We start from the raw sequence: 12894 nt of genomic DNA, 5'->3' as shown, positions 1-12894 counted from the left end.
CGGCTTGCTGTTGATCGTACGTCGTTACGGACCGCCGGTGTTGGAGACGGCAACAACTCGCTTACTTTAGGGTTTTCTAATGGCCGATCTGGCCGACTCTTCATTCATGCAAACCCTTCTCGACGAACTCACGCAGCGCACTACCAAAACTCAGCTGGGTGGTGGGCAAAAGAAAATAGATGACCAGCACCGCAAGGGCAAACTGACCGCCCGCGAGCGCATCGACTACCTGACCGATTCTGACCGCCCCTTCGTAGAGATCGGCTTGTTCGGGGGCGAGGGTATGTATGCCGAACATGGCGGCTGCCCGTCGGGAGGGGTGGTGGTGGGTATTGGCTACATCTCGGGGCGCCAGTGCGTCATTGTGGCCAACGATGCCACGGTGAAGGCGGGGGCCTGGTTTCCAATAACGGCCAAAAAAAACCTGCGCGCCCAGGAAATCGCGATGGAGAACCACCTGCCCATCATCTACCTCGTCGACAGTGCGGGCGTTTATCTGCCCCTGCAGGACGAGGTGTTTGCCGACAAAGAACACTTTGGCCGAACGTTCCGGAACAATGCCCAGCTCTCGGCCATGGGAATACTACAGGTGGCAGCCATCATGGGGAGCTGCGTGGCGGGGGGCGCCTACCTGCCCATTATGTCCGACGAAGCGCTCATCGTTGAGGGCACCGGCTCTATTTTTCTGGCCGGTCCTTATCTCGTAAAAGCCAGCATTGGTGAAGATGTGGATGCCGAAACCCTCGGTGGCGCCGTAACCCATACCGATATTTCGGGGGTTGTGGACAACCGCTATCCCGATGATCAGCGTTGCCTCGATGCCATCAAACGGATCCTGTCCCGGACAGGGCAGCGCGAAACGGCTGGCTTCGACCGCATCGAATCGGCTCCGCCCGCCAAAGAGCCGGCCGATATCTATCAGTTACTGCCGTCGGACCGGGTAAAACCGTACGATATGCGCGAGATTGTGGATAGACTGGTGGATAAGTCTGAGTTCGATGCCTATAAACCAACCTACGGCCAGTCGCTGCTGTGCGGATACGCGCGTATCGACGGCTGGGCGGTAGGGATTGTGGCCAACCAGCGCAAGGTGGTGAAGGCTAAAGTGCCGAAGCAGGGCGGGGCGCAGAGCCAGCCCGTAGAAATGCAGATGGGGGGCGTTATTTACGGCGATGCAGCCGATAAAGCCGCCCGGTTCATCATGAACTGCAATCAGAAACGGATTCCGCTGGTGTTTCTGCAGGATGTGTCGGGCTTCATGGTGGGCAGCCGGGCCGAGCAGGGCGGAATCATCAAAGACGGGGCTAAAATGGTCAGTGCTATGGCCAACTCGGTGGTGCCGAAATTTACCGTAGTGATCGGTAACAGCTACGGCGCGGGTAACTACGCCATGTGCGGCCGCGCCTATGACCCGCGCCTGATGGTAGCCTGGCCCACTGCTCAGATGGCCGTCATGAGCGGGGCATCGGCTGCCAAGACCCTGCTGCAAATTCAGGTGGCTGCGCAGAAAGCGAAAGGACAGCCGCTCACGCCGGAGCAGGAACAGGCCCAGCTCGACAAAATCACCGACCAGTACAACGCCCAGCTATCACCCTACTACGCAGCCGCCCGGCTCTGGATCGATGCCATCATAGACCCGCTCCAGACCCGACAGGTGCTGTCGGAAGGCATCGCGGCTGCCAATCACGCGCCGATCACCAAACCGTTTTCGGTGGGTATTATTCAAACCTAGCTGGTGCGGTCCTGGCTTTTGCCGGGTCGTTACGACTCCGGACCCGCTCACTGACCCAACCGCCCGGACGCCCGTTCAGACCGTTGGCAGGGCGGGAGTCTCAAATAGAAGCCAGGCAAGCAGAATAGCGACGAACAGGTACAGGAAACCGGCGATGGCGCACTTCACCCGGCAGAAGGTACCCTGGTCGGTAGTGAGCGCTTCCCGCGCAAAGCTAATGGTCATAAGTAGCTGACCCAGAATAGAGAGGACGACGAAAATAGGAAGATTCATTGCCGTAAAAACCGTACGTGAGAGGAGATAGATACTACTAAATTTTTCTTTAAACTATTGACTATCAGAAGATTGTTTATCGAAGATAGTTCGTTGCAGCGGAAAAAGCAGCCTGCTCGTAGTGTTGTCTAGACTTACTAGATGGGTAGTGTAAATCGTTGCATATCTAAGACGATCATTTATAAGATATGTAACATAGATTTAGTAGAATATTTATCAATTTTTTTTCAGTGCGGTAATCGGCAGGTGAGTAAGGTGGGTTATTTTGAAAGTAATACTATCATGTTCCGGTTTGGTAGTACCTTTACCCCGTCAAACTGAATTGGTTATGAGCCTGTCGAAACCCAATATTCTCGTTGTCGAAGACGAAACGAAAGTGGCGCTTTTTCTCAAAAAAGGCCTGGAAACCCAGTCGTACAGCGTGACTGTGGCGGCCGATGGACGTGAGGGGAAGCGACTGGTTGGGGCCGAACATTTTGATCTGGTTATTCTGGATGTCAATCTGCCGGTGCTGAGCGGGGTTGAACTGGCGCAGTATATCCGTACCCGAAATACGCAGCTCCCCATTTTGATGCTGACGGCACTCGACTCCACGACCGACAAGCTGATGGGGTTTGAAGCGGGGGCCGACGATTACCTGGTCAAACCGTTCGATTTTCTGGAGTTGCTGGCCCGCATCCGGGCCTTGCTGCGCCGGGCCACGCCCCCCGACGAAAGCGAGGCCGTACTGAAGATGGCCGATCTTGAGCTGGACCTGCGCGAAAAAGTAGCCCGTCGTATGGGACAAAGTATCGACCTGACCGCCCGTGAATTTTCTTTGCTCGAGTACCTGATGCGCAACCAGGGCCGGGTCGTGTCGCGGGTCGACATTGCCTCGCAGGTCTGGGATCTCAACTTCGACACGGGTACTAACGTGATCGATGTTTATATCAACTACCTGCGTAACAAAATCGACAAAGACGCGCCCGTTAAACTGATTCATACCGTAATCGGCCTGGGCTACGTGCTGAAACAGAAATGATCGCTGCGCAATGACCATCCGCAATCGACTGACGCTGCTTTTTACGGCCATCGTATCGGGCTTACTGCTGGTATTCTGCGCTACGATCTATCTGGTTGCCGAACGGCATCGGGAGAACGAATTTCGCGAGCGTCTGCATGCCGAAGCCCTGACCTCTGCCGAGCTGCTGTTTGGGCCGGATACCATGGGGCGGCAGCTGTATAAGCTGCTGGACAAGAACCACATGACAGTGCTGAACGACGAGGAGATCATTATTTACAACCACCGGAACCAGATCGTTTTCGAAAGCGGCACCGATTACCTGACGGTATCGAAAGAGCAGCTCGACGAAGTAAGGCTGCACAACAGCCTTTACTGGCGGGTAGGCCCCCGCGAGGTGGCGGGCGTTCGCTATTACGACCGCTACCACCGGCTGGTGGTGCTGGCGTCGGGCGTAGACAAGTATGGAGTCAGTAAGCAGCGGAATCTGGCCGGCTTGCTGACGGTGGGCTGGCTGCTGGCTACGGCCGTCGTATTTGGGGCGGGCCGGGTCTACGCCGGGCGGGCGTTGCAGCCGATTCGCCGAATTATCGATCGCATCGATACCATTACGGCCTCGCAGCTGGACCAGCGGCTGAAAGAAGGCCCCAACCCCGATGAGCTTACCCAGCTGGCCCACCGCTTCAACCGGATGCTCGACCGGCTCGAAGATGCCTTTCAGCAGCAGCGCACCTTTGTCTCGCACGCATCCCACGAACTACGGACGCCCCTGACGGCCATTACCGGACAGCTTGAGGTGTCGCTGCTGGCCGACGATGACCTGACCGAGTTACGCACTACTATAGCATCGGTCCTGGAAGATGTGCGTGATCTGAACCAGCTGACCAACGGCCTGCTGGCACTGGCTAACGTCAGCCTGGACGAAAAAGCGGTAGTGACCGGTCCGGTAGCGCTCGACGAACTGACCGAACAGGTCCGGGAGGAGTTGCTTCGGCTCCGGCCTGGCTACAGCGTACAGGTCGTTACCGAGCCGGCCGCGTCGGGGGCCGATGGGTTTCGGGTAACGGGCAACGAACCCCTGCTCCGAACGGCGCTGTTCAACCTGATGGAGAACGGCGGCAAGTTTTCGCCCAGCCACGAGGTGAACGTGCAGCTGACGGCAGACCGGCACATGATTCAGCTGACGGTACAGAACCAGGGTACTCCCATCGACCCCAGCGAACTGCCCGATATATTCAAACCTTTCCGGCGGGGTACCAATGGCCGCGCTGTACCCGGCCACGGCATTGGTCTGTCGCTGACTCAGCGGATCATCCAGCTGCACCGGGGCCGCATCACGGTCGAGTCGAACGCCGTGCACGGCACCACCTTTCAGTTGATGCTCCCACGCGCCTGAAGCAGGTGTTCCCCACTTTCTAATGGCTTTCTAACACGGGGTTAATGGGGCTCTAAAGCGGGTCGGAGACCTTTGTTTCCGCAACCGACCGCTAGTAGCCATGAACCAATACATTCTCGATTACTCCAATCCAGGCAGAGCGAAGCGCCGTTCTGGTCGCAATTTCCGGGCGCGGTTGCGCATGTACCGGGTCTATCGACGGATGCTTATGTTGCTGAGCGGTCTGGTCTGTGGCATCTCTTTGCTCAGTCTGGCCCATCAGCGTACTGAAACGCAGCTGATTCAGCAGCGGTACGATGCGCAGCTGATTCAGTACGACTCGTTGCTGGCCGCTAAGCTGGAAGTAGACCAGCAGCTGGCCAAGGTGTATCGCCGGCTATCGCTCGAACCCCGAACCGACCGCGTGCGCTACGCGCCCAGCCGGGACTGACCACGGGCGGCTATCGGTCGTGTGTACCCGGCAACAGCCGGTTTTTTTGATCAGACCATCCATTCATCACAACAGCCATGAAACCGATCACCATTCTGCATATTGGCTTAGCGGTAGTAACCCTGAGCAGTTGCGCCATTGTCCGGCAGGGCGAAGTGGGCGTCAGACGAACGCTTGGAAAAATCAACCCGCAAACCCTGCCCGAAGGCGTACAGATTTTTAACCCGATTCTGACGCGGGTCATCAAAATTCCAACGCGAACCGTCAATCTCGAAGTGCGTGCTCCGTTGCCTTCCAAAGAAGGCCTGACGGTGCAGTCGGAGGTGTCGATTCTGTACCGCGTTGAAGGAAGCTACGCGCCCCGGATCGTGGAGCAGATCGGGCCCGACTACGCCGAAGTGGTCATACTGCCCGTGTTTCGCTCGGCCGTAGCGGATGTGTCGTCGCGGTACTTTGCGAAGGATATGCATACCGGACAACGGGCCGATATTGAACGGTCTATCCGGGAGGTAATGATGACCCAGCTCAAAGATCGGGGCTTCCTGATCGAGTCGGTGCTGCTCAAAAGCATTTCGTTACCCGCGGGCCTGACCAAAGCCATTGAAGATAAACTCGCGGCTGAGCAGGACGCGCAGCGCATGCAGTTCGTGCTGGACAAAGAACGGCAGGAAGCCCAGCGCCGAATCATCGAAGCCGAAGGCACCCGCGACGCTCAGCGGATTATCAACGAAGGGCTAACCCCCATGCTGATCCAGTTCAAGGCCATTGAAGCCTTCAACAAGCTGTCGACCTCGCCCAATAGTAAGGTGATTATCACCAACGGTAACTCCCCCCTGATGCTGTCGGCAGGCAGCGTTCAGTAAACAACACATAAACCTTTAATCGATATGGATGCTAACAAAGTAGGTAGTAAACCAGCGCCGTTGACCGCTGCGCCCGCCGATCTGTACCTGGGCCTGGGTAACGTTGTTTACGCGCTGGCCAAAGTAGACGGGCGTATTGATCCCGAAGAAACCAGGCTGGCCCGTCAGCTCCTGGGCGAACAACCCTACGGCGAACTAGCGCTCCACACGTTTTTTTTGCTGGAGAACTGCGCCGTTCCGGTAGAGGAAGCCTATGATTTTGCGTTACGGCGGTTTATCAACCACCGTAAATTTCTGACTGCGCCACTGAAAAAACGCTTTGTGAAGATCCTCCTGCAAATTGCCGAAGCGCATAGCAACACATCCGTCCGGGAGCTGGAACTCATCCAGCGGTTTCGGCACGACCTCGGTCGTCTGTAAAAACCGCCCGGTTACGATGTAAAGTTACGTTCACGGCATAGTCGTCTGGCTGATAACCAGGCGACTATGCCGTGAACGTATGCTGTTGATAGGTAAAGGCTGGCTAGTGCGTTTGAGTCGGCCAGGTTTCCAGACCGGCCGCAATGCGCAGGGCTCGCTGGGTATCCTCCCAGTAAAACCCGCTTTCGTAGCCGGTGCTCATGCGGTCGCAGGTTTCGAGAAAATCATTGGCTGCATCGAACCGCTCTTGCGGCAGTGATGACCGATCGGGTTGTTCAGTTGGTGCTTCCATGTCAGCTTGCTGGTAAATAGACCCCCATACGCTGTCCCGTTATCGACATAGGGCGGTTATGCCGCTATGTCTGGCTGATGGGTTGGCCGGCAAGCTAGGCTATTTTCAGGAATTCAGTATTTCTTACCGATGAGATAGTTGATCCCGAGTTGCGGCTGAATCAGCGGCTGATCCAGCCATTGCTGGTAGCTGAGGGCCAGATCGACCCGGAGCGCAGCGCTTATACCGGCACTCACCCCTGCTCCGCACGAAAAAATGCCCACTGATCTGGAGACCCCGGTTCCGCGTATACGGGCCGTACCGGTTATGGTTACGGGGCCATTGGGGGTGTTGACTACACTCGTCATGGTCTGGCTCTCGCTCCCGGATAACGATCGGCCCCCAAACTGGTAGGAGGCCGTCAGAAACGGCGAAAAACGGGTGCGGCTGAGTTGGTAGCGAGCCATTGGCCCCACCGTATAGGTCTGGCTGCGAACCAACCTGAACCATTCCTGACTGCCCGACGCACCCAGCCCCAGCAGGAGCCGGTTGGCAATGAAATACCCGGCGTACAACTGGGCTGTACTGTTATTCTCCAGAATAAGACCTTTTGAATACCCCGCGTGTCCACCCACCGACCAGCTCCCTGTTGCGTAAGCGGACGTATACGCGTTGCCGGTTTTTGATGGCTGTTGAGCCTGAACAGAACCACACAGGCCTAGAAGACAAAGGAGTAGGGCTTTTTCCATAATGTGCGTTTAGCCCCCTAACGCACCACCCCCACGATTTTCTTGTACTATATTTATTAGAAGGTAACTTTTCGTTGCCTATTGGATGCAAACTGAAACAGCCGGATGCCCTGATCAGACGTCAGTTGGCACCCGGCCGTTCAGCGTAGCTGTTCGGGCTGGCAGACTATACCAGTTCTGTAAACAATTCATCGTGTGGTTTGCGTACTTTCGGCGCTTTGGCCAGAAAATCCTTGGCTTCGTCGCGGTAGCCGAGTGCCATCACCAATACGCTGGTGAGGTTTTTTCCGGGTAGGCCCAGCAGTTCGTCGAGGGCGGTGGCGTTAAAACCTTCTATGGGACAGGAATCCACTTCTTCAACGGCGGCCGCCACCAGTCCGAAGCCCAATGCAATGTAGGCCTGGCGAGCGGTCCAGTTCCTGAGCTCATCGGCACTTCGGGTTAGCAAAGATCCTTTGATAGACGTGGAAAAGCCATTCAGCGACTCGACGGGTATGGCCCGGGTTTGCGCAATGCGCTGCATGTAGGTGTCGATGTGGTCGGCGTTTACCGTCAGCTGCGAGGCAAAAATCAGGATGTGTGATCCGTCGACGATCTGCGGCTGCGGACAGGCCAACTCGTGTATTTTAGCTTTCAGGACCGGGTCCGACACCACCAGGATTTCGTAGGGCTGGAGGCCAACCGAAGAGGCCGATAGCCGGATTGCTTCCAGAATGGCGTTTACTTTCTCCTGAGCTACTACCTGCCCGTTCATGTTCTTGACGGCATAGCGCCAGTGAAGTGCATCAACAAAATTCATATCGATATATTTAAAAATTTGAAACTATTTGCCTGCAAAGCTATGTATGTCCGATATGCAAAAGATAGTAGTATCCCAAAGGATACCGGTATCCTTTGGGATAGTGATCACGCTTTACAACCAGGACTATGTTAGCCGAACACAGACAAACGATGAGCCAGGCCGAATGCATCCATAAACTGAGTGGTGTTCATGACGCGCTGTATGTGCTCAGCGGAAAATGGAAGCTACCCATCGTTATTGCGCTGCACGAAGGCCCCAAACGATTTGGTGAATTGCAGCGGGCTATCGGCGACATTACGCCCAAGCTGCTGTCGAAAGAGTTGAAAGAGCTGGAAATGAACGAGTTTGTGAAGCGTCAGGTATACACCAGCACACCCGTCCTGATCGAGTACGAGCTGACCGACTACGGCAGCTCGCTCGACGGGATCATTCAGGAACTTTGCGCCTGGGGTATACAGCACCGTGCCCGGATTCAGTCCCGGTAAGCGGCCTCGCTGGGGCAGGTGCCCGCAACCGGAAGAAGCCGCTTATTTCTTAACCCGGACGGTTTTTACCTGGTCGGCGGTTACGGCCTCGGCCTTGTTGCCGAAACTGCTGCGGATGTAAGTCAGCACATCGGCAATTTGCTGATCGTTCAGAAAATCGTGGGCGGGCATCGCGTTATCGTAGACCTCGCCTTCGATCTCCTGGCCCTGTAAGCCGTTCAGCAACACGTTGATGAGCCGGGTTTTATCGCCCGTGACCCAGTCGGTGTTGCGCAGGGGCGGATTCAGGTTCGGCACGCCCGAGCCATTGGCCTGGTGGCAGGTGAGGCAATGTTGCTCATACAGCAGCTGGCCCGGCGTTTTGGTAGCCACCTTGGCCGTTGAAGCTGGTTTGGTAGTCTGGGCCATAACCCCGGATACGAGGAGGCAGAAAAGAAAAGCAAGCCGTTGTTTCATAATCGTGACAAGCACCGCAGCGGGTTAGCCCGGTCAGCGCCATTTCAGGGTATTCAGCAGGTGCAGAACGTCCTTGCGAATATACTGGATAACGGGCTGTAACGAGTCGTTCTGGGTGGCGGTATTGAAGTATAACGCGCCCCGCAGGAAATGGGTTGTCGAATCGGTAACGACAAACTGTACCTGACTCGGCACCTCGCCCGACAGGTCGATCAGGCTGGCTTCCATACCGGACCTGAGCCGGATCTTGCGCTGCTCAATGGCGTAGGCTTTGATGTTATGCCGCGCGGCCAGCTTGTACGAATCCTCGAGCATGGCCCGCAGGCGGTTTACGTCATTGCCAACCGGTTTGTAGGTCAGCTGCACACTGGCCTGAAAAGCCGGGTAATGAACAAATATCCAGTGTGGTTCTGATCGGGCAAACGTATCGGGCAGAATCCGGGCTATTTTATTGTAATCAAACTGGTACGGGTGGGTTGGCGGCAGCGGCTGATAGCGCGCCACGGGCAGGTCGATGCGGGGGTACCCTTTGGGTTTGGGTACGTAAGTATCAGACGTATCGGTACCACAGGCTGCCAGTACGAGCAGAAACCCAAACAATAAGCAGGAGCGAAGGTGTTTCATAAGGAGTGCAATGCTAAACAAACGTTTACGGTTCCTGTCTTATTTCGCCTGATTCCCAAACCTAAAGAAGCATTCGGGTCTTTTAGAGATGAACAATGCTGACTAACCAATGAAAAAACGTCCCGCCTGGTTTGCACCCGTGAAAAATTTTATCCTGATCGTAGCCGGTATTTTAAGTGCCGGTATGGGTCTTAAAGGCTTCCTGCTGTCGAGCCGGTTCATCGACGGGGGCGTTACGGGCGTCTCCATGTTACTGGCCGATATTCTGAGCCTGCCGCTGGCGGTGCTGATTCCGGCCATCAACCTCCCCTTTATCGTACTCGGTTACCGACAGATCGGTGGTCCCTTTGCCATCAAAAGTGCGGTAGCTATTGCCGGACTGGCGGTGTGCGTGGCCGTAGTACCCTACCCCGACGTTACCCCCGACCTGCTGCTGACGTCTGTCTTTGGCGGCTTCTTTATTGGCTTGGGTATTGGTCTGGCCATGCGGGGCGGGGCCGTGCTGGACGGTACCGAAATAGCGGCTTTACTAATCAGTAGAACCAGTAATTTGTTGAAGATCAGCGATGTTATTTTGCTGATGAACGTGGTGATTTTTGGTCTGGCCGCTTTCTTTCTGACCATTGAGCAGGCGCTCTACTCCATCATCACCTACTTCGCGGCCTCCAAGATGATCGATTTCCTGGTGCACGGTCTCGAGGAATATACGGCTGTGATGATCGTTTCGCCCCAGCACCTGCTTATTCATGATCAGCTGGCCGAGATGGGCTGGGGGGTTACCGTGCTGGCTGGCCACCAGGGCTATGGCAAACATGGCGTGCGGGAGCAGGCGCAGGATGTGCTGTATACGGTAATTACCCGGCTGGAAATAGGACGGCTCAAAGCCATTATCAACGAACTCGACCCCAACGCCTTTGTGATTCAGTACGGGATCAACGACGTGTCGAATGGTAAGGTGAAGAGTATGCCGCTGCATTGATTTTCGCATGGGGGCCGATACTCTGGGTATCGGCCCCCATGCGGGCTGGTCAGGCGGGGTCTTCCCAGCCGAACGACCGCTCGATGGCTTTCTGCCAGCCGCGCATAAGTTTCTGACGCTGGTCGTCGGCCATGGTCGATTCATAGGTGTGCGCAATGCCCCAGTTCTGCCGCAAATCGTCGAGTCCGTTCCAGTACCCAACGGCCAGTCCGGCGGCATAGGCGGCTCCGAGGGCTGTGGTTTCGGTCATGCGTGGGCAGATGACGGGACCGTTCAGGACATCGGCCTGGAACTGCATCAGCAGTGAGTTGACAACCATACCGCCATCCACGCGCAGGGATTTGAGCGATACGCCCGCGTCCTGTTCCATAGCCCGCACTACGTCGACGGTTTGATAGGCCGTCGCTTCCAGCACGGCCCGGGCCAGGTGGCCTTTGGTCACGAAGCGCGTCAGGCCGGCAATGACGCCACGCGCATCGGCTTTCCAGTGAGGGGCGTACAGGCCCGAGAACGCCGGCACGAAATAAGCCCCGCCATTGTCATCGACCGAGCGGGCCAGGGCTTCGATATCCGTACTTTTTTTGATGATGCCGAGGTTGTCGCGCAGCCACTGTACCAGGGCGCCGGTGATGGCAACCGACCCCTCGAGCGCGTACTGGGTAGGCTGGTCCTCAAACTGATAGGCTACCGTTGTCAGCAGGCCGCAGGTAGAGGGGCGTAGCTCGGTGCCGGTATTCATGAGCAGGAAGCAGCCGGTCCCGTAGGTGTTTTTGGCCTGTCCCGGTTCATAACACGTTTGCCCAACCAGAGCCGCCTGCTGATCGCCCAGGATACCCGCAATCGGAACCCCCGGCAGTACCTCCGAAGCCACCGTGCCGTACACGGCGCTGCTGGGCCGGATGTCGGGTAACATGGCGCGGGGTACCGTAAAGGCGTCGAGTAGCGCGTCGTCCCAGCTCAGGGTATGCAGGCTCATCAGCTGGGTTCGGCTGGCGTTGGTAACGTCGGTGAGGTGTAGCCCGCCCTGCGGCCCGCCCGTCAGATTCCAGACCACAAACGAGTCCATGTTGCCGAAAAGAGCGTCGCCCCGCTCGGCATCGTCCCGCAGACCGGGCACATGATCGAGCAGCCACTTCAGCTTCAGACCACTGAAGTAGGTAGCCAGCGGCAGGCCCGTTTGTTCGCGAAACCGATCCTGACCGAGTTCACTGGCAGCCGCGTACTGATTGACGAGATCGCCGGTGCGCGTATCCTGCCAGACGATGGCGTTATGATAGGGTTTGCCGGTTCGGCGGTTCCAGACAACGGTGGTTTCGCGCTGGTTCGTGATGCCCACGGCCACGATGTCCTGCGTCGACAGTTTGGCTTTGATCCGCGCCAGCGCCACCACTTCGAGCGTATTTCGCCAGATTTCTTCCGGGTTATGTTCGACCCAGCCAGGCTGCGGGTAAATCTGCTTATGTTCTTTCTGGGCCAGCGAAACGATCTGACCCTGCCGGTCGAAAACAATGCAGCGGGTGCTGGTGGTACCCTGATCGATAGCGGCTACGTAGGTAGGCATGAGAAGGCTGAGATTACAACGATAAAATAAAGACAGGTAGGGTAGATACGGCTGCTACAGGGCGTACCACCGGATCAGCAAGCCACCGAGAAGAGCGCCCGCCAGCGGTCCGGCCACCGGAATCCAGGCATAGGCCCAGTCTGACGAGCCTTTTCCCGACACCGGTAGTACGGTATGCGCCAGGCGCGGCCCAAAATCGCGGGCGGGGTTGATGGCGTATCCCGTTGTACCCCCCAGCGACAGACCGAGGCTCCACACCAGTACACCCACCAGATACGGGCCGACGCCAATAGCCAGCTCACCCAGATTTTTGGACGAAATACCGGCCAGACCCAGGATCAGCACCAGCGTACCGAGCGCTTCGCTGAAAAAGTTGGCACCCAGACTCCGGATGGCCGGCCCCGTACCGAAGCACGCCAGCTTGTCGAACGGGTCGGGCGTGGTGGCCCAGTGGGGCAGATACTGTAGCCAGACCAGCGTAGCGCCCAGAAAGGCACCAATCAGCTGGGCCGAGATGTAAGGCAATACGTGGCTGTAGTCATCGGTGGCTACGGCAAAGGCAACGGTAACAGCCGGGTTTAGGTGCGCATCGACGCTGCCGAAGGCTTTGGCTACAAAGACGCCGATGGTTACGGCAAATGCCCAGCCTGCGGTAATCACGATCCAGCCCGAGGAGTTTCCTTTTGTTTGTTTCAAAACCACATTGGCCACGACCCCGTTGCCCAGCAGCAGGAGCACCATCGTGCCAATTAATTCACCCAGGAAAGGAGAGGTTGTCATTCAAGCGGTAGTTGGGAGCCGACAGCGGGAGACTCACGAACAAGGAGCTGGTACCGGCTGGCGACTGAGTTTA

Annotated in this window: 16 protein-coding genes; 8 read left to right on the top strand and 8 right to left on the bottom strand. The window is 56.7% G+C overall.

All coding sequences use genetic code 11. From position 1 onward, the window contains the following. Window positions 1-106 precede the first annotated feature (106 nt). Window positions 107-1732 (top strand): acyl-CoA carboxylase subunit beta, encoded by a 1626-nt coding sequence (locus B1C80_RS02250; RefSeq protein WP_077919615.1) that lies wholly within the window; start codon window positions 107-109, stop codon window positions 1730-1732. Window positions 1733-1807: 75 nt separating this feature from the next. Here the strand turns inward: B1C80_RS02250 and B1C80_RS02245 are convergent, their stop codons facing one another. Next, window positions 1808-2005, bottom strand: coding sequence for a hypothetical protein (locus tag B1C80_RS02245; RefSeq protein WP_077919410.1), 198 nt, complete (start codon window positions 2003-2005; stop codon window positions 1808-1810). A 328-nt stretch (window positions 2006-2333) separates the two neighbouring features. Between B1C80_RS02245 and B1C80_RS02240 the strand changes: the two genes are divergently transcribed. The 5 genes from B1C80_RS02240 (at window position 2334) to B1C80_RS02220 (ending at window position 6114) form a co-directional block, all read left to right on the top strand. Then, on the top strand, window positions 2334-3026 hold the full coding sequence (locus B1C80_RS02240) for a response regulator transcription factor (RefSeq protein ID WP_077919409.1): 693 nt from the start codon (window positions 2334-2336) through the stop codon (window positions 3024-3026). 10 nt (window positions 3027-3036) lie between these two features. Further along, the gene (locus tag B1C80_RS02235) at window positions 3037-4401 is read left to right on the top strand and encodes an ATP-binding protein (RefSeq protein WP_077919408.1); all 1365 of its coding nucleotides are present in this window, start codon (window positions 3037-3039) and stop codon (window positions 4399-4401) included. A 100-nt stretch (window positions 4402-4501) separates the two neighbouring features. Beyond that, a complete protein-coding gene (locus tag B1C80_RS02230; RefSeq protein WP_129603419.1) occupies window positions 4502-4831 on the top strand; it encodes a hypothetical protein in 330 nt (109 codons plus the stop codon). Between the two features lie 77 nt (window positions 4832-4908). Next, window positions 4909-5694 carry a prohibitin family protein gene (locus B1C80_RS02225; protein ID WP_077919406.1) on the top strand — a complete coding sequence of 262 codons (786 nt, stop codon included), beginning with the start codon at window positions 4909-4911 and terminating at the stop codon, window positions 5692-5694. 24 nt (window positions 5695-5718) lie between these two features. Next, window positions 5719-6114 carry a TerB family tellurite resistance protein gene (locus B1C80_RS02220; protein WP_077919405.1) on the top strand — a complete coding sequence of 132 codons (396 nt, stop codon included), beginning with the start codon at window positions 5719-5721 and terminating at the stop codon, window positions 6112-6114. A gap of 103 nt (window positions 6115-6217) precedes the next feature. On the opposite strand, the gene B1C80_RS02215 is transcribed toward B1C80_RS02220, so the two are convergent. The 3 genes from B1C80_RS02215 to B1C80_RS02205 all read right to left on the bottom strand — a co-directional run bounded on the left by B1C80_RS02215 (window position 6218) and on the right by B1C80_RS02205 (window position 7933). Continuing rightward, complete coding sequence (locus tag B1C80_RS02215) at window positions 6218-6406, bottom strand: hypothetical protein (RefSeq protein WP_077919404.1); 189 nt, start codon at window positions 6404-6406, stop codon at window positions 6218-6220. Between the two features lie 113 nt (window positions 6407-6519). Next, complete coding sequence (locus B1C80_RS02210) at window positions 6520-7134, bottom strand: hypothetical protein (protein ID WP_139361567.1); 615 nt, start codon at window positions 7132-7134, stop codon at window positions 6520-6522. A gap of 166 nt (window positions 7135-7300) precedes the next feature. Next, window positions 7301-7933, bottom strand: a complete 633-nt coding sequence (locus B1C80_RS02205) for an NAD(P)H-dependent oxidoreductase (protein ID WP_077919402.1) — start codon at window positions 7931-7933, stop codon at window positions 7301-7303. 128 nt (window positions 7934-8061) lie between these two features. Here B1C80_RS02205 and B1C80_RS02200 point away from each other — a divergent pair, with 128 nt between their 5' ends. Beyond that, on the top strand, window positions 8062-8421 hold the full coding sequence (locus B1C80_RS02200) for a helix-turn-helix domain-containing protein (protein WP_077919401.1): 360 nt from the start codon (window positions 8062-8064) through the stop codon (window positions 8419-8421). A gap of 42 nt (window positions 8422-8463) precedes the next feature. Here B1C80_RS02200 and B1C80_RS02195 read toward each other — a convergent pair whose 3' ends face one another. Both B1C80_RS02195 and gldD read right to left on the bottom strand, forming a co-directional pair. Beyond that, window positions 8464-8877, bottom strand: coding sequence for a cytochrome c (locus B1C80_RS02195; protein WP_077919400.1), 414 nt, complete (start codon window positions 8875-8877; stop codon window positions 8464-8466). 33 nt (window positions 8878-8910) lie between these two features. Next, window positions 8911-9501, bottom strand: a complete 591-nt coding sequence (gldD, locus tag B1C80_RS02190) for a gliding motility lipoprotein GldD (RefSeq protein WP_077919399.1) — start codon at window positions 9499-9501, stop codon at window positions 8911-8913. A 109-nt stretch (window positions 9502-9610) separates the two neighbouring features. Here gldD and B1C80_RS02185 point away from each other — a divergent pair, with 109 nt between their 5' ends. Next, a complete protein-coding gene (locus B1C80_RS02185) occupies window positions 9611-10480 on the top strand; it encodes a YitT family protein (protein ID WP_077919398.1) in 870 nt (289 codons plus the stop codon). 49 nt (window positions 10481-10529) lie between these two features. Here B1C80_RS02185 and glpK read toward each other — a convergent pair whose 3' ends face one another. Next, complete coding sequence (gene glpK, locus B1C80_RS02180; RefSeq protein ID WP_077919397.1) at window positions 10530-12041, bottom strand: glycerol kinase GlpK; 1512 nt, start codon at window positions 12039-12041, stop codon at window positions 10530-10532. Window positions 12042-12095: 54 nt separating this feature from the next. Beyond that, on the bottom strand, window positions 12096-12821 hold the full coding sequence (locus B1C80_RS02175) for an MIP/aquaporin family protein (protein WP_077919396.1): 726 nt from the start codon (window positions 12819-12821) through the stop codon (window positions 12096-12098). Window positions 12822-12894 lie beyond the last annotated feature (73 nt).

Source organism: Spirosoma sp. 209 (assembly GCF_002006735.1).
GTDB classification, from domain to species: domain Bacteria; phylum Bacteroidota; class Bacteroidia; order Cytophagales; family Spirosomataceae; genus Spirosoma; species Spirosoma sordidisoli.
The sequence above is the reverse complement of the archived record's forward strand: the minus strand, read 5'-3'. Positions and strand labels throughout refer to the sequence as shown.

What these genes read in the sequence shown, in the direction of transcription:
- B1C80_RS02250 (WP_077919615.1), top strand. Translation starts at nt 107, where the DNA reads ATGCAAACCCTTCTCGACGAACTCACGCAGCGCACTACCAAAACTCAG.
- B1C80_RS02245 (WP_077919410.1), bottom strand. Translation starts at nt 2,005, where the DNA reads ATGAATCTTCCTATTTTCGTCGTCCTCTCTATTCTGGGTCAGCTACTT.
- B1C80_RS02240 (WP_077919409.1), top strand. Translation starts at nt 2,334, where the DNA reads ATGAGCCTGTCGAAACCCAATATTCTCGTTGTCGAAGACGAAACGAAA.
- B1C80_RS02235 (WP_077919408.1), top strand. Translation starts at nt 3,037, where the DNA reads ATGACCATCCGCAATCGACTGACGCTGCTTTTTACGGCCATCGTATCG.
- B1C80_RS02230 (WP_129603419.1), top strand. Translation starts at nt 4,502, where the DNA reads ATGAACCAATACATTCTCGATTACTCCAATCCAGGCAGAGCGAAGCGC.
- B1C80_RS02225 (WP_077919406.1), top strand. Translation starts at nt 4,909, where the DNA reads ATGAAACCGATCACCATTCTGCATATTGGCTTAGCGGTAGTAACCCTG.
- B1C80_RS02220 (WP_077919405.1), top strand. Translation starts at nt 5,719, where the DNA reads ATGGATGCTAACAAAGTAGGTAGTAAACCAGCGCCGTTGACCGCTGCG.
- B1C80_RS02215 (WP_077919404.1), bottom strand. Translation starts at nt 6,406, where the DNA reads ATGGAAGCACCAACTGAACAACCCGATCGGTCATCACTGCCGCAAGAG.
- B1C80_RS02210 (WP_139361567.1), bottom strand. Translation starts at nt 7,134, where the DNA reads ATGGAAAAAGCCCTACTCCTTTGTCTTCTAGGCCTGTGTGGTTCTGTT.
- B1C80_RS02205 (WP_077919402.1), bottom strand. Translation starts at nt 7,933, where the DNA reads ATGAATTTTGTTGATGCACTTCACTGGCGCTATGCCGTCAAGAACATG.
- B1C80_RS02200 (WP_077919401.1), top strand. Translation starts at nt 8,062, where the DNA reads ATGTTAGCCGAACACAGACAAACGATGAGCCAGGCCGAATGCATCCAT.
- B1C80_RS02195 (WP_077919400.1), bottom strand. Translation starts at nt 8,877, where the DNA reads ATGAAACAACGGCTTGCTTTTCTTTTCTGCCTCCTCGTATCCGGGGTT.
- gldD (WP_077919399.1), bottom strand. Translation starts at nt 9,501, where the DNA reads ATGAAACACCTTCGCTCCTGCTTATTGTTTGGGTTTCTGCTCGTACTG.
- B1C80_RS02185 (WP_077919398.1), top strand. Translation starts at nt 9,611, where the DNA reads ATGAAAAAACGTCCCGCCTGGTTTGCACCCGTGAAAAATTTTATCCTG.
- glpK (WP_077919397.1), bottom strand. Translation starts at nt 12,041, where the DNA reads ATGCCTACCTACGTAGCCGCTATCGATCAGGGTACCACCAGCACCCGC.
- B1C80_RS02175 (WP_077919396.1), bottom strand. Translation starts at nt 12,821, where the DNA reads ATGACAACCTCTCCTTTCCTGGGTGAATTAATTGGCACGATGGTGCTC.